This window comes from Paraburkholderia strydomiana, assembly GCF_046030495.1.
In the GTDB taxonomy this organism is placed as follows: Bacteria; Pseudomonadota; Gammaproteobacteria; order Burkholderiales; family Burkholderiaceae; genus Paraburkholderia; species Paraburkholderia strydomiana_A.
Genome location: NZ_JAQQCJ010000029.1, coordinates 38,103 through 55,497 on the forward strand (window position 1 = coordinate 38,103; position 17,395 = coordinate 55,497).

Genomic DNA, 17,395 nt, shown 5'->3' on the forward strand with positions numbered 1-17,395 from the left:
GCACATGCCTTGCCGGCGGCAAAGCGGAACAGCGTGCGCTCGCGCTAGAATCTTCGCAGACTGCCACCTTGCCGCCTCTGCCGGAATCCGCCGATGCCCACACCCGCCAATCCCGTCGATGCCGCGCTCATGACGCGGCGTTCGATTCGCGCGTTTCTCCCCGAGCCGGTGCCGCGCGCCGACATCGAAGCCATTCTCGAAGCCGCCAGCCGTGCGCCCTCGGGCACCAATACGCAGCCGTGGAAAGTGTATGTGGTGACGGGCGGGTCGCTCGCGCGTCTATCGCGCGATCTGCTCGCCGCTTACGACGATCCACGGCGCGACGCGCTGTATCACGAGGAATATCCGTACTATCCGCAGCGATGGGTGTCGCCGTATCTCGACCGGCGCCGCAAGATCGGTTGGGATCTGTATGGTCTGCTCGGCATCGAAAAGGGTGACAAGGCGCGCATGCATGAACAGCATGCGCAGAACTATCGCTTTTTCGGCGCGCCGGCGGGTCTGTTCTTCACGATCGATCGCGTCATGGAGCGCGGCAGCTGGCTCGACTACGGAATGTTCCTCCAAGCGATCATGACGGCCGCGCGCGGGCGTGGTCTCCATACCTGTCCACAGGCCGCGTTCACGCAGTTTCATCGGGTGATTGCGCAGCATCTCGGCTTGCCGGAAGACGAGCAACTGGTGTGCGGCATGTCGCTCGGTTTCGCCGACGAAGCCGCTCTCGTCAACACGCTGCGCACCGAGCGCGAACCGGTTGAACGGTTCACGCGGTTCCTCGATTGATCGGCACATTAAAACGTCGGGTTAGCGCCCCCACTTTCCATCGGAACATCATGAAAACATCGCGCCGCCATTTTCTCCTCCTGAGCGTAGGCGTCGGCTCATCGCTCGTGCTGTCGCAAGCCGCTTTTGCCGACGCCGGGAACCGGCTCAGCGAAACCGATCCCAAGGCAAAAGCCGTGGGTTATGTGGAAGACGCGTCGAAGGTCGACAAAGCGAAATATCCCGCCTTCGCGGCCGGACAAACGTGCGCCAACTGCTCGCTGTTCCAGGGCGCGGCGACGGATGCCTATGGCGGCTGCACACTATTCGGCGACAAGCAGGTCGCCGCGCGCGGCTGGTGCAGTTCGTACTCGACTCTGTGAGCACGTGTGCATGCGGGCCGGTGCGGCGCCGCTCACATCAGCGACTTCAGCACCAGCTCGTAGGAGCGGCCGATCCACACGGCCGCGTCGCGGTGATCGCGCAGCGCGTCGCCGGTATTCGGATGCAGGAAGACGTCGAGCGCGCCGTGATTCAGCGTGAGCCAGCCGACCACGTCGGCGAACTGCGCCTGCGTGAAGCCGAGCTGATACGACCACATCGGGTGCGGGCCGACCAGGCGCTCGTGAAAGCGGCCGATCTGCAACTGGCCGCCCCAGTGCGCTTCGATCTGCTCGCGAAAGGTCCACGCGGCGTCGCGGCTGCTCGAATCGAAATAAATGTGGGCGTGCCAGCTGTCGATGGCGGAGGTGTCGCGAAAGGTCATATCAGAGTCCATCACATAGAGTCGGTATCGGCTGGCATCAGTCTTTATCCGACATTCATTCTGCTTCGGTTTCCGCGGACGCGCGCGCTGCGCGCCTCATGTAAAACTGTGCATCATCCTCGCCGACGATCTCGAAGCCGAGCCGATCGTACAGACGTTTCGCGGGATTGCCCTTGAGCACCTTCAACGTGACCGGCAACGCGTCGGCCTGAGCGGCCCGCAAGACCGTACGCAGCGCGCATTCGCCGATGCCGCGCCCTTGCAGCGCCGGCGTGATCTGCAATTGCACGACCACCCATTCGGCGTCGGTGCGATGCGCCTTCAGCAGGCCGGCCGGTGCCCCGTCGATACAGATGACCCGCGCCGTGTCATAACGATGCAGCAGACGCGCGCGATGTTCGGCGTCGTCCGTCGGTTCGCCGGCGCGCGCGAGGTGCTCCGTCATCGTGGCCTTGCGCAGTTCGAACAGAAAGGCTTCGTCGTCGCCATGCGCGGGGCGCAGGGTCAGGGCAGGTTCTTGAACGGACATGTCGGTAACGTTGCCACGCGCACGTTTCCCGCGCGGGCGGTGAGTAAGAATGGTCGTGAATTGTCGCGCCAGCAGCGCTTTTTTACCACGCGGTTATGTTTTCGTCTTTCTACTTCAGTGATCCATGCGACCGCCCGCTCATGCGGACAGGCATGGGTGCGACTGGGGAGCGGTGCGGGTCGCGCTGCGCTGTTTCAGGCGCGGCCGTTGTTTGCGAGCCGACGTAGGGTGCGCGCGGGCGACGGGCATGGGTCGCGCGGCCGGCAGCGCGAGGCGGCCAAAGCTTGGTGGCATGTGCTTTGCTTTTGTCTCATCCGCGTCATGCTGGCCCGAGCTTGTTGCGCCTCTCGCGAGCGAGACGCGGGAACGCCGGAGAACGGTGCCGGCCTGGCATAAGAACGAAAAATGCGGGATGCGAAATCACACGCTGTCATGCGCGGAGTCGATGGCGAAGCCGTCACGTCCGGCTTTTATCCTGACACAGGTTGTTTGCGCATTGCGCAAACGTGTGGCATTGGCCGCGAGTGGTGGGCGCCGGATGCGTGGCGGCACGTTCGCCCGTCCATGCGCCGCTGTGCTGGCCGATTCACGCGCGCATGCGTGCGTCGGTCAATGCGGGCGTGGCGGCGACGCAATCGCGCGCATTGCCCAGTCGAAGCGGTCGGGTTGCGGGTCTTCGTTCCATTCAGTTTTTTCGGTGACGTTCGTTCAATACGGCGAACGGTTTAACGAACTTTGCGAGGTGAGCCATGGAAGTTGTCGAACTTGAACCCAGCGTCTCTGCGGACGGACGCGCGGTGATTTTCCAGCTTTCGACGCGAGGACGGGACCTCGAATGCGCCGTCACGCGTGAGGCGTTGGAAGAGCATTTCTGGCTGCAACGCGGCGCGGCCGAGGCGCGCGTGCTGAAGACATTCGCGGACGGCCGCAAACGCATCACAGCGGTCGCGGAGAGAAAACTGCTCGCGCGCCCCGGTGAAAAAGTGTTGTTGACGATCAGCGATTTTGCCGCGCGTGGTTGATATTCTTCGAGTCGATCTCTTGCGGGCGGCAGGGTGGCCTGCTCGCGAGCCCGCTGTGCGCGCACGTTTGAACTGAAAGCGTGCGACGGCGATCGTGCCGTCGCACGCGTGTTTGTTGTCGTACTCCTTGTCGCCTGCCCGATCCCATCGCTTCTGCCAGCCGCCGTCCGCGCCCGACACCGGCCGTCGCTAACCTCCGACGAAAACCCCTGTTACACCGATTCGCCAAATTAGGCCGCCAAAGCCCCTCGCTTCGCGCAATTGCGTGCGGATGCACTCGCATAAACTGTTTTCCATGGCGCGACAAAACACCGAGCCCATCGACGCGGTCATCCCCCGCGTTGTTTTGAACCGTACCGTTGATGGCAGTTTGCCGTGGTTGTCGAACGCGGCAGGGCAGTAAGGCAGTAGGCAGTAGAAGCAATGCAACGACGCGCGATCCGCACGATATGCGCGAAGCAGCAGGGGGTTTGCAGCCAGGGGTAGTCGAAGGCGAAGGACCGGGCTGCGATGCGGTAGTGATTCAGGCAACATCAGCAGTGGCAGTAAAAGTCGCAGTGGAAACAACGATAGCAACAGCAGCAACGCTGGTGATTGGAGCGGCAGCATCCTGGAGTAACAGCGGTTCACGCAGCACCGGCATTGGCGGTAATACAGTAATTCACGTAGCAACAGCTCGATAAGGTTTAGGTGGTTAGAGGTCGGCAGGCATCCACGCGCATGCACGACTGTTCCATCCTGTCCGGCCCTGTTCCTTCACGGGAACAGGGTTTTTTTTTGCCGGTCGGCATCACGCACTTGTATTTGCCGGCTTCGAACCGATATGCGGGCATTGCAATTTGCGATACGGCTCGGCATCGGCCGGCCGCGTGTCGCGAGCCGCCGCGCGCAGGCGGGCGTCCGATCGCGCACGTATGACGAAAAGTTGCTTGCCACGATGGCGATGCAGACTCACATTAGAGTCTGTCGAGCCGCAAGCGCATCGGTGGTTGATCACCCGAGCGCGAGAATTCGGTGGCGAAGCCGGAAGTGAGTGAAGGAGGTTGAATCGATATGTCCAGTAAATCGCGAGTCCGCAAACACGGCCAATCGGCCCAATCGGCCATGTCCCCGCTGTTGCGTGCGCTGACCTTTAGCCGCACGTCGCACGAGCCGGTCACCGCGGCCATGCTGCTGCAGGGCTATGTGGCCCTCGACGCATTCCGGCGCGGGCAGGGTTCGCGGGCGCTCCACACGACGTTGAGCCGGCATCTGCTGGTGTCGCGGGAACTGGCGCGTCTTGGCGTCGGCGAGGACGTGCTTGCGGACATCGAGAGCGCCCATGCGGCGATGGTTCGGCTCGACACGCGCGAACACGAAGACGGTCAGTGGACCCTCGAGGACCATGAATACGCGCAGCTCTGTACGGCGCTGGCGATTCTCGACGGGCAACTGTCGGCTGCCTCGCTGAGCGAGATTGCGAGCGCGGAAGCAAGAATGATCGAAGGCTTGATGCGCTCCGCGCAGGCGCAGCCTGTTGCGGAAGCGGCGGTCTGAAAGCCGGAGACGCCGTAGCGGGCTCCATGCAAGGCAAGAGCACAGCACAGCGCAAAAAAACGCCCCAAGGGGCGTTTTTTTGCATTCGGCAATTGCATTACCTCGCGCTCGACGCGCATCACTCGTCGTACGCCGTCAGATCTGCGTACGCGGTGCCGCTCTGGCCGTTACGAGTCTCCGTAAGGAGCACGCCGAACGGCGGCGCGCGCGGCGCATCGGGTTTGCCGACGTCATTCACGCTTGCTAGACTGGCTCTCCCCTCTTTGCCGCCAGCGCGTGTGTTGCCGTCCGGCTCCCGCCGGAGGGTGCCGTGAGCGGTGCGATCAATCGGAGACACCATGTCTTACATGTTGCTCATCGTCGAACCCCCGAATCAGCGCGTCGAGCGCGGTGAAGCCGCGGGGCGCGAAGTCTATGACCAGATGGTGCATTTCGCCGCCGACCTCAAGGAGCGCGGCAAACTGCTCGCGGTCGAATCCCTCACTTCCCAGAGCGATGCCGTGCGCGTGCAGGTCCGTGACGGACAGCCGAAACTGCTCGACGGCCCGTTCGCCGAAGCGAAGGAAATGATCGGCGGCTTCTTCCTGCTCAATTGTGAAACCCGCGAAGAAGCGGTGGCGATCGCGCAAGCCTGCCCGGCGGCGTCGTGGTGTACGGTCGAAGTGCGCAAGCTCGGACCGTGTTTCATGTAATCGACAACGTCTCGCGGTTGCGGGGCGCCCGGGTTTTCCCTGGGGCGCAGGCAGCCGTGTCGATCTTGCCGCGCATTGCTCGTCGTGTGTGTAAGGAGCCGGCCATGCACAAGGCTCTTCACTCGACAAAAAGGAGCAATGGCGATGCGATTCATGATCCTGGTTAAAGCGACGGCCGCCAGCGAAGCGGGCGACATGCCGGAAGCGTCCCTGATGGCCGCGATGGGCGCGTATCACGAAGAACTCGCCAAAGCTGGTGTGCTGCTCGACGCCACCGGTTTGCAGCCGAGTTCCAAAGGCTGGCGGATCCGCTACAGCGGCGGCAGGCGCACGGTCGTCGACGGGCCGTTCACCGAGAGCAAGGAACTGATCGCAGGCTATACGCTGATCCAGGTGCGCTCGCGAGAAGAGGCAATGGAATGGGCGCGGCGTTTTCCCGCGCCGTTCGGCGAGCAGGCCGATGGTGAAATCGAAGTGCGGCAACTGTTCGAACTCGACGATTTCGAGCCCGGTCCCGAGGTGGAGCGGTTTCGAAATCTGGAAGCGTCGCGGCGATGAGCCGCGAGCCGGCGTGCTTGCCGACCGGCACGCCGCTTCCATGCGCATCCCGCATCGAGCCGAACAACGCCTCCGAAAGGAACCATCATGCTCAAGAACTCGGCGCTCGTCGTACTAGTGGCGGTGGCCCTGCTGCTCGCTTATGCGGCGACCCGGCCCGACAGCTTCCGGATTGAACGCAGCGTGCGCATTCAGGCGCCGCCCGAGCGGATCTATGCGCTGATCGACGACCTGCACCGGTTCAACCTGTGGAATCCGTTTCTGCGCAAGGACCCCACAGCGCAAGGCACGTACAGCGGCAGGCCGGACGGCAAGGGTGCGCGCTATGCGTGGCAGGGCGAAAAGCTCGGCGAGGGGCAGATGGAAATCGTCGATACGACGGCCGCGTCGAGCGTGACGATGAAGCTCGATATCATCACGCCGTTCGAAGCGCACAACGTGGCCGAGTTCGCATTGAAGCCGCAGGGCGACGCCACCGAGGTGACCTGGGCGATGCACGGTCCCGCGCCGTATCTGTCGAAGCTGGCGCAGGTGTTCGTCAGCATGGACCGGATGGTCGGCGAGGACTTCGAAGACGGCCTGAGCCATCTGAAGACGCTGGCCGAGGCGAGTTGAGGCGAACCGGCTGGCTGATTCGCGCGGCGCTGAGCGCCCCGTCCACAACGCATTAAAGGGACTTCGTCATGCACAAGCAGCTTTACGTGAATCTCGCCGTCGACGATCTCGAACGGTCGAAAGCCTTCTTCAGCACGATCGGCTTCAGCTTCGAGCCGCAGTTCACCAACGAGCAGGCGGCCTGTCTGATCCTCGGCGAAAACATCTACGCGATGCTGCTGGTCAAGGACCTGTTCAAGTCCTTCACGCGCAAGTCGCTTTGCAATCCAAAGGAAAGCACCGAAGCGCTGGTGGGTCTGTCGTGCGAGAGCCGCGGCGAGGTGGATGCGCTGGTCGCGAGAGCACTCGCCGCCGGCGGCACGGTGCCGCGCGCGCCACAGGACTACGGCTTCATGTATGGGCACGGCTTCGAAGACATCGACGGGCATATCTGGGAGCTGATCTGCATGGACCCGAACGCGCAGGCAGCGGGTTGAGGCCGTGACGACGCAGGCCACCCATCGTGCCATCGAGGCAGTCTGGCGGATCGAGTCCGCCAAGGTCATCGCCCACGTCGCGCGGATCGTACGCGACGTGGGCCTTGCCGAAGAACTCGCGCAGGACGCGCTCGTGGCCGCGCTCGAACATTGGCCCGCTGCGGGCGTGCCCGACAATCCGGGAGCGTGGCTGATGGCGACCGCGAAGAACCGTGCGCTCGACCGCTTGCGGCAGGAAGCGCTGCATGCCCGCAAGCGCGAGGAGCTGGGCCACGATCTCGATGCGCGCGAGGCGCACCTCGTGCCGGATTTCGTCGATAGCCTCGATGCCGCGCGCGCCGACGATATCGGCGACGATCTCCTGCGGCTGGTGTTCACCGCGTGCCATCCGGTGCTGTCGACGGATGCGCGCGTCGCGCTCACGCTGCGCCTGCTCGGCGGCCTCACCACCGACGAAATCGCGCGCGCGTTTCTGGTGCCCGAGCCGACCATCGCCCAGCGGATCGTGCGCGCGAAGCGCACGCTGTCCGCGGCGAAGGTGCCGTTCGAGGTGCCCCAGGCGGACGCGCGCGCGCCGCGGCTCGCGTCGGTGCTGCAGGTGATCTACCTGGTTTTCAACGAAGGCTATTCGGCCACGGCCGGTGACGACTGGATGCGTCCGGCGTTATGCGAGGAAGCTTTGCGGCTCGGACGCGTGCTCGTCGGGCTCGTGCCCGGCGAGAGCGAGGTGTACGGCCTCGTCGCGTTGATGGAGATTCAGGCCTCGCGCACGCATGCGCGCACCGATGCGCAGGGCCGTCCGGTGCTGTTGCTCGATCAGGATCGCAGCCGCTGGGATCCGCTGCTGATCCGCCGTGGACTCGCCGCGCTCGACCAGTCGCACGCGCTGGGCGGCGCGAGCGGTCCGTACGCGTTGCAGGCCGCGCTGGCCGCATGTCATGCGCGCGCGCGCCGCGCCGAAGATACCGATTGGGCGCAGATCGTCGCGCTATACGACGCGCTTGCGCAGGTGGCGCCGTCGCCGGTGGTCGAGTTGAACCGCGCGGTGGCGGTGGGGATGGCGTTCGGCCCGGCTGCAGGTCTTGAGATCGTCGACGCGCTCGCCGCCGATACGGCGCTCGCGAACTATCACTGGCTGCCCAGCGTGCGCGGCGATCTGCTGATGAAACTCGGGCGCGTTGAAGAAGCGCGCGCCGAGTTCGAACGCGCCGCCGCGATGACGCGCAACGCACGCGAGCGCGACTTGCTGCTCGAACGCGCGCGGGGCCTCGCGCATTGACACCGCATTGAAACCGCGTTGAAACGTCAGCGAGCGCGCTAGCGGATCAGCTGACGCACGCCCAGTGCAACGATCAGACCGCCGCACACGCGATCGACCCACGCCTTGCTGCGCCGGTACGCCAATGCGATCCGCGCATGCGACAGCGTCAGCGCGACGAAGCCGTACCAGCTGCTCGCGACGACGCACACCATGCCGAGCATCGCGGCAAACGTGCCGACGCTGACATGCGCGGGCGCCGCCGACGAGAACACCGCGGCGAAGAACGCCATCGATTTCGGATTCGCGATGTTGGTCGCGAAGCCTTGCGCGAACGCCTGCCGGAAACCGCCTGCCGGCGCATCCACCGTGGGGGCCGGCTTGCCGGCCGACGCGTTGACGATCAACCGCCCGCCGAACCAGATCAGATAAGCGGCGCCGGTCACCTTGACCGCGAGCGCGAGCCACGGGAACGCGGCGAACACGATGCCGACGCCGAGGATCGCGCAAGTCGCCCAGAACAGATTCACCAGCACGATGCCGGCGACCACCGCAAGCGCTTCGAGACGCGTCGCCGATGCGGCCTTGTGCGCGACCGCGACGAAGTTCGGGCCGGGAATCACCACGCCGGCGATGTACACCGAGAAAACGCCGAGAACGGCGGAGCCATCAACCATACGACACTCCCGATTGCGCATCTGCGGCACGGCGCGGTGAGCGAACAACGCGCGCGCGGCGGATGCCCGTGTGAAATTCAAGCCGCCAGAAACGCGACGCCCGCAGTCACCACACCCGCCGCCGCCACGGCGAACGACAGATTGCGCAGCCAGTTCTTGCGCGTCAGCAAGGTGATCGCGGACAGCGCAATCGCCACCTGGATCAGCAGGGTAGCCTGCGCCCAGCGATGATGGCCGTGCAGCAGCGTTTCGCTGCGGCTGTCATTGTCCACGACTTCCTTTTCGATTGCTTCGGCCTTCTCGCGGATCGGCGCTTTCTGCTGCTTGTATTTGTCGACGTCGGCGAGGAATTTCGCGTGGGCGTCGCTATTGCCCGCGGACAGCGCCGCGCCGAGTTCGGCGAGGTTCTGTTTCTCGCCCTTCGCCTGGTAGTAATTCCACTGGTTCGACGCTTCGGTCTTTTTGATCGCGGCTTCGTTCTTGTAGAACAGGGCGAGGTTTTCGCTGTTGCCGCTCTGGTACGCACACAGCGCGCCGATTGTCGCGAGGATCGCGGTCATCACGGCCATGCGGCTTGCAAACGGGTCCGCGTCGTGGCGGCCGGCGTGTTCGACGGCATGGTCGTGCGGACCATGCACTTCATATTCTGATGACATCCAATTCTCCGAGGCAATGCTTCTTCTTCGTCACCGGGCCGTGCGCCGGCGCGAGGGGCTCAATCTTAACGTGTGGCGCGCGGCGACGGAAAAGGGACGGGTGTCAGCAGAGCCGCAGGCGCTTCAGTGAATGCCCGACGCGAGCCACGTGCGCACGAGTGGAAGCACATGTTCGCCGCCGAGCATGCCGAGCAGCCCGACCAGCGCGACGGCCGGCGGCGCGGGCGACTTCACTTCCATCACGCTGTAGAGCAGCCCGACCACCACCCCGGCGGCAAGCGAGAGCAAATAGGCTTTCATGTCCGTTGTCCTTCTGTGGGAGGCGGGCCTCAATGGCACTCACATGCGGATGACGACGCGGCCGCGCGTGCCGCCGGCCACTGCCTGATAGGCTTCGCGCGCCCGTTCGAGCGGAAACTCCTGCGCGATGGCCGGCCCGCTCAGCTTGCCGCTTTCGAAGCCTTCGACCAGCGCCGTCATCAACGGCGCCGATTCCGCGACACCCAGCTTCGCGCTGTCCACGCCGAGCAATTGGGTCTCGTTGTGATAGAAGTCGATCAGATCGAACTCGACGCGACGCTTGCCCGTCCCGCTGATTTCGAGCACCCGGCCGCGCCGTTTGACGAGGCTCAGCGCGGTCTCGAACGCGACGCCGCCGACCGTGTCGTAGACCACGTCCGCGCCCGCGCCGCCGGTCAATTCACGCAGGCGCTCGGTGACGTGTTCGTCGAACGGCACGTAGTCGTCGGTCAGGCGGCCTGCCGGCGTGTTCGGATCGAGCGGATGGCGATCGACGGCGATCACGCGCGCGCCGCGCGCCTTCGCGATCTGTGCCACCGCGCCGCCGACGCCGCCGCCCGCGCCGATCACAGCAATGGTTTCGCCGGCCCGCAGTTGCGCGTACTCGACGGTGCCGAGCCATGCGACCACGAAGTTCACGCCGATCGCGGACGCTTCGGCATGAGTCAGCGTGGCCGGTTTGCGCGACAGCCCGGCGAGCGGGATGCGGATGAACTCCGCGTGCGTGCCGTCGCGCGTGAAGCCGATGTCGCCGCCGGTGCCCCACACGTCGGCGCCGAGCCACGCCGGCGGACCGTCGACCACCACACCGCTGAAGTCGCGCCCCGGCGTGCGCGGCAGGACCGTGTGCTCGAAATGTCCGGACACGTTCTTGACGTCGCTCGGATTCACCGAGGCCGCCATGATGCGCACGACGGCGCTGCCTGCGTCGGCCTGCGGCGTCGGCAGGTCGATGTACTCGAGCACCTCGGGGTTGCCAAAAGACTTGAACTGAATCGCTTTCATCGTGAGTCGCTCCAGGTGGATTCTTGTGCTGCGCCGTGTGGCGGGATGAGCGTAGTCTAGGTGACTGGCATGCGGGCGTCAGGACAAGAGCTTTCGAATTTCGGACAATGGGTGGCTGTGGCTGTGGCTGTGGCTGTGGCTGTGTGCAGGGCGCGGCCTCTTCAACGCCTGCTATTACCCGTCGCTTCCCGCGGTTCATCGGCCGCCGCCTCGCTCAGCGTCCCGCCAGGATCGAAGCCGGTCGGCGGCGCGCCCAGTTCCCGCCGGAACATGTCGCTGAAGCTGCTCGGCTGGAATCCAAGCGAGCGCGCGATGCTGCTGACCGGGCGTCCCTCGGCGAGCCCCGACACGGCCACCGCCAGCTGCACCTGGCGTCGCCATTGCGCAAAGCCTACGCCGAGTTCACGCATGAAGAGCCGCGCGAGCGTGCGCCCGCTCGCGCCCACCGATGCCGCGTGCTGCTCGAAGCTGATTGCGATCGACGGATTGTCGATCACCGCGCGGCATAGCGCTTCGAGCCGCCGGTCCGACGCATCGGGCAGCGCGATGCGCAGCGACGAGCGCGGCGCGTGCGTGAGTTCCAGCATGGCGAGACGGTAGGCGGCATCGAGATAGGTTTGATCGCGCGCGCGGGTGCGCTCATGTTCGGCAATCGACGTGATCAGTTCGCGCAGCAGGCCGTTGACCTCGAACACGTCGCTGCGCCGGCTCAGATGACCGACATTGCGCTCATGCAGATAGAGATTGCGCATCTCCACGTCGCTCATCATGTGGATCGAGTGGAGCGTGCCGGCCGGCAACCAGACCGCGCGCTGCGGCGGCACGACGAGCGCTTCGCGGCCGGCTTCGACCCACATCACGCCGGATACCGCATACAGCACTTGTGCCCATGTGTGCGAGTGCGGGTCGATGCGCAGGCCGCGCGGATAGCGACGCGCGAGCGAGCGGGCGTCGGCGTCGTCGTGAAGTTCGGGTGGGCGGGCTTTGGGCACGGCGGGTCGGGGTGGTCTCGCTTCGTATGTCGGGATCGCGGGCCTGACCGGCCCGTTTGCGAAGCATAGCGCGAGGTGGGGGCAGGCGTGTGTCGTCGCAGGCGCCGCGCGGCGTGTGCCGGCGGGAGCGCGAGGACGATAGAATCGGCGGTGTGCTTAAAGGCGCGTGCCGCCGACCTGCATATCGGATCTAGCCGTGCCTCGATTCACGGCGATCAAGATTCACGCGCCGTACGCTGCGGCTCAGGTGCGATGGCCCATCAACAACAGCAGCAACGACAACGTCACCACCGACCCTACCGTCGACAGCAAGATGGTCCGCGACGTGATGTGCGCTTCACGCCGGTAAAACTCCGCGAGCATGAAAGGTCCCGTGCCGGTCGGCAGCGCGGCCAGCACGACTGCCATTTCCACGAGCATCGGCGCGAGGCCGAACACGCGCGCGGCGAGCCACCATGTCAGCGCGGGCTGCACCAGCAGCTTGACGCCGGTCAGCAGCAGCGAAACGCCACCAGCACTACCAGCACCTGCACCCGACGGTCGCTTCTCCGCGAGGAACAGGCCGAGGCTCACCAGCGCGCACGGACTCGCCGCGCCTGCCAGCAGTTTCAGAAACGTCTCCGCGCTCGCCGGCATCGGGACGTGCAGGCTCGCAAACAGCACGCCCGCGATCGGCGACACGATCAGCGGATTGCGCGCGAGCGAGCCCAGCACTTTCAGGCCGAGCTTGTGCGGCGTGCGTTCGGTCTGCAAGCCGACTTCGATCAGCACGATCGCCAACGCGAACAGCACACAGGCGACGAGAATCGTCGCGATCGTGGTCGGCGTCAGGCTCGCCTGGCCGAACGCGATCATGCCGAGCGGAAAGCCGATGTAGCCGGTGTTCGGATACGACGCCGCAATCGCATCGACGCTGGCGTCGGCGAGATGCTGGCCGCTCAGCAGCCGTGTCGTGAGAATCAGCACGAACACGCTGACGCACGCAATCGAAAAGGTCGCGACGAACGCGGGCTGATACAACTGCCGCCAGGTGGCGTGCGCCATCGTGTCGAATAGCAGGGCGGGCAGCGCGAGCCAGACCACGAAGCGATTCAGTTCCGACGCGGAGTTCGGTCCGAGCACGCCGCTGCGGCGGCACGCAAAGCCCGCGAAAATCAGGCCGAAGACGGGAAGCAGAATCTCGAGGGTGGCTAACATCGGTGGGAAAAGTGTGAGCGGACAGACAACCCGCCAGCGTAGTGGCTTGCGTTGATACAATCCAATACTGTTTTTTGGCTTCGATAATACCTTTTTTGCATCGTCCATCCGGCGGGAGTGCATCGTGATCGATATCAAGCCGCTGCGCTATTTCGTGACGCTGGCCGAGACGCGCCATTTCGGCCGTGCGGCGGCGCGTCTGAACCTGTCGCAGCCGCCGTTGAGCCGGCAACTGGCGGCGCTGGAGGCGAACCTCGGCGTCACGTTGATCGAGCGCAGCCCGCGCAGCGTCACGCTGACCGCGGCCGGCGAGCGCTTTTATGCCGACGCGAAGGCGATTCTCGCGTCGGTGGAGCAGGCGGTCAGCAATGCGCAGGCCGCCGCGCACGGCGACGCCGGCAAGCTCTCGATCGGCTTCACGATGTGTTCCGCGTATAGCGTCGTGCCCGGCTATGCGCGGGTCTTCGGCGTCGCGTATCCTGAGGTGACGTTGAATCTGCGCGAAGTCGTGTCGAACGATCTCGCCGCGCAGGTGCTCGCCGGTCAGATCGACGCGGCCATCATGTTCCCGAACGTGCCCGACAAGGGCCTCGCCACCCGCACGATTCTCAGCGAGCCGCTGTGCGTCGCGCTGTCGCGCAGCCATCCGCGCGCCCGCGCGCGGCGTCTGAAGATCGGGCAACTGGCGGGCGAGCCGTTCGTGCTCGCGTCCGAGGATGTCGCGCCGAGTCTGCGTGCGACGATCCTCGACCATTGCCGCTCGGGCGGCTTCGAGCCGGATATCCGCTTCGAGGTGCAATTGCAGCAGACGGTGCTGAGTCTCGTCGATGAAGGGGTGGGCGTCGCACTGGTGCCGTCGTCGATGCGCAAGGCGCAACTTGCGGGCGTGGTGTTCAGGCCGCTGGCCGACGCGCCGCTCATCGAACAGGTGTTGGCGTGGTCGCCCGCGAATCGCAATCCTTGTCTCGCGCGGTTTCTTGAACTGGCGTGATGGAAAAGCTCAAGGGCTGGCGAGCGGGTTGGCGGGGGCTTCGTTATCGCTCGGATAGCGCAGCGCGTCCTGCTTGATGCGGCGGCGCAGCCAGAAGGTCCACAGCGTCAGCGCGGCATAGACACCGTAGCGCAGCAGGTTGGAGGCGAGCGCTGAGCGCGGGTCGTTCGGCGAGTGCCAGACGATGGCACTGCGCAAGAGGTTCTCGCCGACCATGCCGATGCCCCACACGAGTGTCATCAGGTGGATATAGGCGGCGAGCGTCGGGCGCTCGCGCCAGTGCCGCTCGAAGCTCTCGGCGCTGCGATGGTCTTCGCGCGACATCGTCGAGCGGGCCAGATAGAACACCAGCGGCCGCCGCAATGCGAGCGATGCGAGGAACGACGCGCCGACGAGTCCCGACACCATCGGGTCTTCGATCAACTGCATGCGCGCATCCCCGCCGACGAGCCGCACCAGCAGGGACATCGCGATGCCCACCAGCACGAGCGCGCTGAGCGCGTCGAAATGGCGGTAGCGCAGCAGGTCTACGCTCATCCAGGCGATCAGCGGCAGCGCCGACGCGCTCAGCGCACCGAGCTGGCCCCAGTGCGGGAGCGCGAGCCGGTAGGCGAGCCAGGGCAGGGCGACGTTGATGAGCAGTGCGCTGAGGTAGCGCAGGCGGGGTTTCATCGGCTGGGTGGTGACGGGGTGGCAAGGATGCGGGAGGCGCACTCATGCAAACTCGTGCAAACGTATCAGCGCAGTGTAGGGCGAAGTCTGTTCGCCTGTCATGCTTTGCCGCGTGCAGCGTGCGCCGCCTGTCACGCCGGCATGACCACCGCGTGCCTCAACGCTCAGCCACCCGCCGCCCTTTCCCGCCCGATGAGATCCACCAACCGCTCGGCTTGCCGCCCCTGCGCATCGAAATTACCCGCGTCGAGCCAACGCGTATAGCTGGCACGCAGCGCGGGCCATTCACCATCGATGATCGAGAACCACGCGGTATCGCGATTGCGTTCGCGATACACGATCGCCTGGCGAAAGATCCCCTCGAACGTGAAGCCGTAGCGCAGCGCGGCGGCGCGCGACGGCTCGTTCAGCGAATCGCATTTCCATTCGAAGCGCCGGTAGCCGAGCGCGTCGAACACGTGGTTCATCAGCAGGAACATCGCTTCGGTGGCAATGCGCGTGCGCTTCAGGCGCGGCGAATACGTGACGTGGCCGACTTCGATCACGCCGTTCGCCCGGTCGATGCGCATCAGCGCCAGCGTGCCGACCGCCTTGCCGGTCGCGAGGTCGATGACCGCGTAATGCAGCGGGTCCGTCGACGCGGCGGCGCGCGTCAGATGCTCGCGGTACGCGGCGAGACTGTCGAACGGACCCACCGCGAGGTAGGTCCAGTCGCGGCCATCGGCGGCCGAACTGTACGCGTCGTACAGATCTTCGGCATGACGCTCGACGTCCACCGGTTCGATCCGGCAATAGCGGCCCACCAGCGGTTCGCGGCCGGGCGCCTGGGCGCCGTTCCAGTTCGGCACGGGCGTGCCGATCGGTTGGTCGAACGCGTTACGTCTGGGTTCCATGTCTGCTCTCCGTGGTTCGTGAAGGTTCGTGAATGCGCGTCAATGATCATGAACGATACGGCAAACGTGGTATGTTCAAAAGATCCAGGACAACCCTATTCGATAGATCCAGCCCGCGATGATCGAGATCATAGGCCCGCTTGCTCACCCGCTCGAAGCAGGCACCGCCGACGGCGGTGCGACGAAGCCCGCGCCGCTGCAAAAGCAGTTGATCGAGCGTTTGCAGCAGGCGATCCTCACGGGGCGCTTGCCCGCCGGCTCGCTGCTGCCTTCGTCGCGCTTGCTCGCCGCGGAAATGGGCGTGTCGCGCAACACGGTAGTGATCGCTTACGAGCATCTGGCCGCCGTCGGCTACGTGATCGCGGACAGGAAGGGCACCCGCGTGAGCCCGCTTTCCAGCCCGGCCGCGCGCGGCGAAGTGCCGGTTCGATCGGCCGCGCCCGAAGTGGCCTACGCGGCGCGCGTTGCGCAGTTCGCGGCGACCCAGACCCATGCCGACAACACTTTTCCGCTGACGCCCGGCACGCCCGCGCTGGACCGCTTCCCGCTGGGCGCGTGGCGGCGCGCGCTCGAACGTTCGATGGAGCGCGCATTGCCGCTCGCCCTCGGCTACGGCACGCCGGCCGGCGAACCGGCGTTGCGCGACGCGATCGCCGCGCATCTGCGCATGGCGCGCGGCGTGCGCTGCGACGGCGCACAGGTGGTGATCACCGAGGGCGCGCAGGAAGCGCTGAACCTGTGCGTGCGGCTCTTCGCCAATCCCGGTGACCTCGCGTGGGTCGAGGACCCCGGCTATCGCGGCGCCAAGGCCGCGTTCAATCTCGGCGATCTGCGCACGCTGCCGATGCCGGTCGACGCCGAAGGCATGGCCGCGCCTGCCGACGCGTGGCTCGCGCAGCCGCCGAAGCTGATCTACACGTCGCCCGCGCATCAGTATCCGACAGGGGCGGTGTTGTCGGTGGCGCGCCGTCTGGAGTTGATCGCGCAGGCGCGGCGCTGCGGCGCGTGGCTGATCGAGGACGACTACGACGGCGAATTCCGCCACACCGGCGAGCCGATCGCCAGCATGCAAGGGCTCGTCGATGACGCGCCGGTGTTGTACGTCGGCTCGTTCAGCAAGACGATGTTTCCGGCGCTGCGCATCGGCTTCGTCGTCTTGCCGCGGGCGATTGCCGAGCACACCGCCGTCGCGTTGCAGGAGATGCTGCGCGGCGGGCATCGGCTGGAGCAGTTGGCGCTCGCGCATTTCATCGACAGCGGCGAGTTCGGGCGCCATCTCGGGCGCATGCGGCGTCTGTACCGCGAGCGTCAGCAGGCGCTGCGCGATGCGCTCACCGCGCACTTCGCGCCGGCACGGATTCTGGGCGGCGATTGCGGCATGCATCTGACGTTGCGCTTGCCTGCGCAGGTGGCCGATCGAATCCTCGTCGAACACGCGCTCGCCAGGGGGCTCAATCCGCGCGCCCTATCCGGTTTCGCGTTGCAGCAGCGGGCTGAAACAAACGGACTGGTGATCGGCTACGGCAACACGGCCGCGGAGCGGCTGGCGCCCGCTGTCGACACGTTGGCCGCACTCGCCCGCGAGCTGGAGGGCGAGGCGCGACGCGGTCCGAAAGCCGTGTCGAAAGCCACCTGACGGGCCTCTCGACGGTCGCGCCGGCCGCCGTGTCGCGCGAGTAAGTTTTTAGGTTTGTCCGCGCGCCCCATGTCGCGCTATCGTGTCGTTTATGCGCGGCGATTTCGATGCGTCCGATACTGCCGGACTTGGCGGATCGCCCGCAGCGCATGCCTGGTGCGC

21 protein-coding genes are annotated in these 17,395 nt (G+C 65.6%); 11 read left to right on the forward strand and 10 right to left on the reverse strand.

Going from position 1 to position 17,395, the window contains the following annotated elements:
* Positions 1-93 precede the first annotated feature (93 nt).
* Both PQQ53_RS29210 and PQQ53_RS29215 read left to right on the forward strand, forming a co-directional pair.
* Positions 94-783: a nitroreductase gene (locus PQQ53_RS29210; RefSeq protein WP_408142041.1), complete on the forward strand. Its 690-nt coding sequence runs from the start codon at positions 94-96 to the stop codon at positions 781-783.
* A gap of 50 nt (positions 784-833) precedes the next feature.
* Entirely contained in the window at positions 834-1,145 is a 312-nt protein-coding gene (locus tag PQQ53_RS29215) for a high-potential iron-sulfur protein (RefSeq protein ID WP_408142043.1), read from the forward strand.
* Between the two features lie 32 nt (positions 1,146-1,177).
* Here PQQ53_RS29215 and PQQ53_RS29220 read toward each other — a convergent pair whose 3' ends face one another.
* Positions 1,178-1,528, reverse strand: a complete 351-nt coding sequence (locus PQQ53_RS29220; RefSeq protein WP_408154218.1) for a DOPA 4,5-dioxygenase family protein — start codon at positions 1,526-1,528, stop codon at positions 1,178-1,180.
* A 55-nt stretch (positions 1,529-1,583) separates the two neighbouring features.
* Positions 1,584-2,057 carry a GNAT family N-acetyltransferase gene (locus PQQ53_RS29225; RefSeq protein ID WP_408142047.1) on the reverse strand — a complete coding sequence of 158 codons (474 nt, stop codon included), beginning with the start codon at positions 2,055-2,057 and terminating at the stop codon, positions 1,584-1,586.
* Between the two features lie 749 nt (positions 2,058-2,806).
* Here PQQ53_RS29225 and PQQ53_RS29230 point away from each other — a divergent pair.
* From PQQ53_RS29230 to PQQ53_RS29260, 7 genes are all read left to right on the forward strand, one after another.
* Positions 2,807-3,079, forward strand: a complete 273-nt coding sequence (locus PQQ53_RS29230) for a DUF1488 family protein (protein ID WP_121319559.1) — start codon at positions 2,807-2,809, stop codon at positions 3,077-3,079.
* 1,053 nt (positions 3,080-4,132) lie between these two features.
* Entirely contained in the window at positions 4,133-4,615 is a 483-nt protein-coding gene (locus PQQ53_RS29235; RefSeq protein ID WP_408328034.1) for a hypothetical protein, read from the forward strand.
* A 338-nt stretch (positions 4,616-4,953) separates the two neighbouring features.
* Positions 4,954-5,307 (forward strand): YciI family protein, encoded by a 354-nt coding sequence (locus tag PQQ53_RS29240; protein WP_408142051.1) that lies wholly within the window; start codon positions 4,954-4,956, stop codon positions 5,305-5,307.
* A 144-nt stretch (positions 5,308-5,451) separates the two neighbouring features.
* Complete coding sequence (locus PQQ53_RS29245; protein WP_408142052.1) at positions 5,452-5,865, forward strand: YciI family protein; 414 nt, start codon at positions 5,452-5,454, stop codon at positions 5,863-5,865.
* A gap of 87 nt (positions 5,866-5,952) precedes the next feature.
* Positions 5,953-6,480, forward strand: coding sequence for an SRPBCC family protein (locus tag PQQ53_RS29250; protein ID WP_408328037.1), 528 nt, complete (start codon positions 5,953-5,955; stop codon positions 6,478-6,480).
* A 68-nt stretch (positions 6,481-6,548) separates the two neighbouring features.
* Positions 6,549-6,956, forward strand: coding sequence for a VOC family protein (locus tag PQQ53_RS29255; RefSeq protein WP_408142056.1), 408 nt, complete (start codon positions 6,549-6,551; stop codon positions 6,954-6,956).
* A gap of 4 nt (positions 6,957-6,960) precedes the next feature.
* A complete protein-coding gene (locus PQQ53_RS29260) occupies positions 6,961-8,235 on the forward strand; it encodes an RNA polymerase sigma factor (RefSeq protein ID WP_408328040.1) in 1,275 nt (424 codons plus the stop codon).
* A 38-nt stretch (positions 8,236-8,273) separates the two neighbouring features.
* Here the strand turns inward: PQQ53_RS29260 and PQQ53_RS29265 are convergent, their stop codons facing one another.
* The 6 genes from PQQ53_RS29265 to PQQ53_RS29290 all read right to left on the reverse strand — a co-directional run bounded on the left by PQQ53_RS29265 (position 8,274) and on the right by PQQ53_RS29290 (position 13,041).
* A complete protein-coding gene (locus tag PQQ53_RS29265; protein WP_408328042.1) occupies positions 8,274-8,891 on the reverse strand; it encodes a LysE family translocator in 618 nt (205 codons plus the stop codon).
* Between the two features lie 77 nt (positions 8,892-8,968).
* Positions 8,969-9,547, reverse strand: coding sequence for a DUF4337 domain-containing protein (locus PQQ53_RS29270; RefSeq protein WP_408142062.1), 579 nt, complete (start codon positions 9,545-9,547; stop codon positions 8,969-8,971).
* Positions 9,548-9,670: 123 nt separating this feature from the next.
* Entirely contained in the window at positions 9,671-9,847 is a 177-nt protein-coding gene (locus tag PQQ53_RS29275; protein WP_408142064.1) for a DUF1427 family protein, read from the reverse strand.
* A 39-nt stretch (positions 9,848-9,886) separates the two neighbouring features.
* Positions 9,887-10,852, reverse strand: coding sequence for a quinone oxidoreductase family protein (locus PQQ53_RS29280; protein WP_408328045.1), 966 nt, complete (start codon positions 10,850-10,852; stop codon positions 9,887-9,889).
* A gap of 161 nt (positions 10,853-11,013) precedes the next feature.
* Entirely contained in the window at positions 11,014-11,844 is an 831-nt protein-coding gene (locus tag PQQ53_RS29285) for a helix-turn-helix domain-containing protein (RefSeq protein ID WP_408328048.1), read from the reverse strand.
* A 243-nt stretch (positions 11,845-12,087) separates the two neighbouring features.
* The gene (locus PQQ53_RS29290; RefSeq protein WP_408154236.1) at positions 12,088-13,041 is read right to left on the reverse strand and encodes an AEC family transporter; all 954 of its coding nucleotides are present in this window, start codon (positions 13,039-13,041) and stop codon (positions 12,088-12,090) included.
* A 124-nt stretch (positions 13,042-13,165) separates the two neighbouring features.
* On the opposite strand from PQQ53_RS29290, the gene PQQ53_RS29295 reads away from it, so the two are divergent.
* Positions 13,166-14,032: a LysR family transcriptional regulator gene (locus PQQ53_RS29295; protein ID WP_408328051.1), complete on the forward strand. Its 867-nt coding sequence runs from the start codon at positions 13,166-13,168 to the stop codon at positions 14,030-14,032.
* Positions 14,033-14,041: 9 nt separating this feature from the next.
* Here PQQ53_RS29295 and PQQ53_RS29300 read toward each other — a convergent pair whose 3' ends face one another.
* Together PQQ53_RS29300 and PQQ53_RS29305 are read right to left on the reverse strand one after the other, a co-directional pair.
* Positions 14,042-14,704, reverse strand: coding sequence for a VC0807 family protein (locus tag PQQ53_RS29300; RefSeq protein WP_408328055.1), 663 nt, complete (start codon positions 14,702-14,704; stop codon positions 14,042-14,044).
* A 164-nt stretch (positions 14,705-14,868) separates the two neighbouring features.
* Positions 14,869-15,597, reverse strand: a complete 729-nt coding sequence (locus tag PQQ53_RS29305) for a GNAT family N-acetyltransferase (RefSeq protein WP_408149645.1) — start codon at positions 15,595-15,597, stop codon at positions 14,869-14,871.
* A 118-nt stretch (positions 15,598-15,715) separates the two neighbouring features.
* On the opposite strand from PQQ53_RS29305, the gene pdxR reads away from it, so the two are divergent.
* Positions 15,716-17,233 (forward strand): MocR-like pyridoxine biosynthesis transcription factor PdxR, encoded by a 1,518-nt coding sequence (gene pdxR / locus PQQ53_RS29310; protein WP_408328058.1) that lies wholly within the window; start codon positions 15,716-15,718, stop codon positions 17,231-17,233.
* The last annotated feature ends 162 nt before the right edge of the window (positions 17,234-17,395 follow it).

Excerpts from the sequence above, each read along its gene's own strand:
- PQQ53_RS29210 (WP_408142041.1), top strand. The coding sequence starts at position 94 with ATGCCCACACCCGCCAATCCCGTCGATGCCGCGCTCATGACGCGGCGT.
- PQQ53_RS29215 (WP_408142043.1), top strand. The coding sequence starts at position 834 with ATGAAAACATCGCGCCGCCATTTTCTCCTCCTGAGCGTAGGCGTCGGC.
- PQQ53_RS29220 (WP_408154218.1), bottom strand. The coding sequence starts at position 1,528 with ATGACCTTTCGCGACACCTCCGCCATCGACAGCTGGCACGCCCACATT.
- PQQ53_RS29225 (WP_408142047.1), bottom strand. The coding sequence starts at position 2,057 with ATGTCCGTTCAAGAACCTGCCCTGACCCTGCGCCCCGCGCATGGCGAC.
- PQQ53_RS29230 (WP_121319559.1), top strand. The coding sequence starts at position 2,807 with ATGGAAGTTGTCGAACTTGAACCCAGCGTCTCTGCGGACGGACGCGCG.
- PQQ53_RS29235 (WP_408328034.1), top strand. The coding sequence starts at position 4,133 with ATGTCCAGTAAATCGCGAGTCCGCAAACACGGCCAATCGGCCCAATCG.
- PQQ53_RS29240 (WP_408142051.1), top strand. The coding sequence starts at position 4,954 with ATGTCTTACATGTTGCTCATCGTCGAACCCCCGAATCAGCGCGTCGAG.
- PQQ53_RS29245 (WP_408142052.1), top strand. The coding sequence starts at position 5,452 with ATGCGATTCATGATCCTGGTTAAAGCGACGGCCGCCAGCGAAGCGGGC.
- PQQ53_RS29250 (WP_408328037.1), top strand. The coding sequence starts at position 5,953 with ATGCTCAAGAACTCGGCGCTCGTCGTACTAGTGGCGGTGGCCCTGCTG.
- PQQ53_RS29255 (WP_408142056.1), top strand. The coding sequence starts at position 6,549 with ATGCACAAGCAGCTTTACGTGAATCTCGCCGTCGACGATCTCGAACGG.
- PQQ53_RS29265 (WP_408328042.1), bottom strand. The coding sequence starts at position 8,891 with ATGGTTGATGGCTCCGCCGTTCTCGGCGTTTTCTCGGTGTACATCGCC.
- PQQ53_RS29270 (WP_408142062.1), bottom strand. The coding sequence starts at position 9,547 with ATGTCATCAGAATATGAAGTGCATGGTCCGCACGACCATGCCGTCGAA.
- PQQ53_RS29275 (WP_408142064.1), bottom strand. The coding sequence starts at position 9,847 with ATGAAAGCCTATTTGCTCTCGCTTGCCGCCGGGGTGGTGGTCGGGCTG.
- PQQ53_RS29280 (WP_408328045.1), bottom strand. The coding sequence starts at position 10,852 with ATGAAAGCGATTCAGTTCAAGTCTTTTGGCAACCCCGAGGTGCTCGAG.
- PQQ53_RS29290 (WP_408154236.1), bottom strand. The coding sequence starts at position 13,041 with ATGTTAGCCACCCTCGAGATTCTGCTTCCCGTCTTCGGCCTGATTTTC.
- PQQ53_RS29300 (WP_408328055.1), bottom strand. The coding sequence starts at position 14,704 with ATGAAACCCCGCCTGCGCTACCTCAGCGCACTGCTCATCAACGTCGCC.
- PQQ53_RS29305 (WP_408149645.1), bottom strand. The coding sequence starts at position 15,597 with ATGGAACCCAGACGTAACGCGTTCGACCAACCGATCGGCACGCCCGTG.
- pdxR (WP_408328058.1), top strand. The coding sequence starts at position 15,716 with ATGATCGAGATCATAGGCCCGCTTGCTCACCCGCTCGAAGCAGGCACC.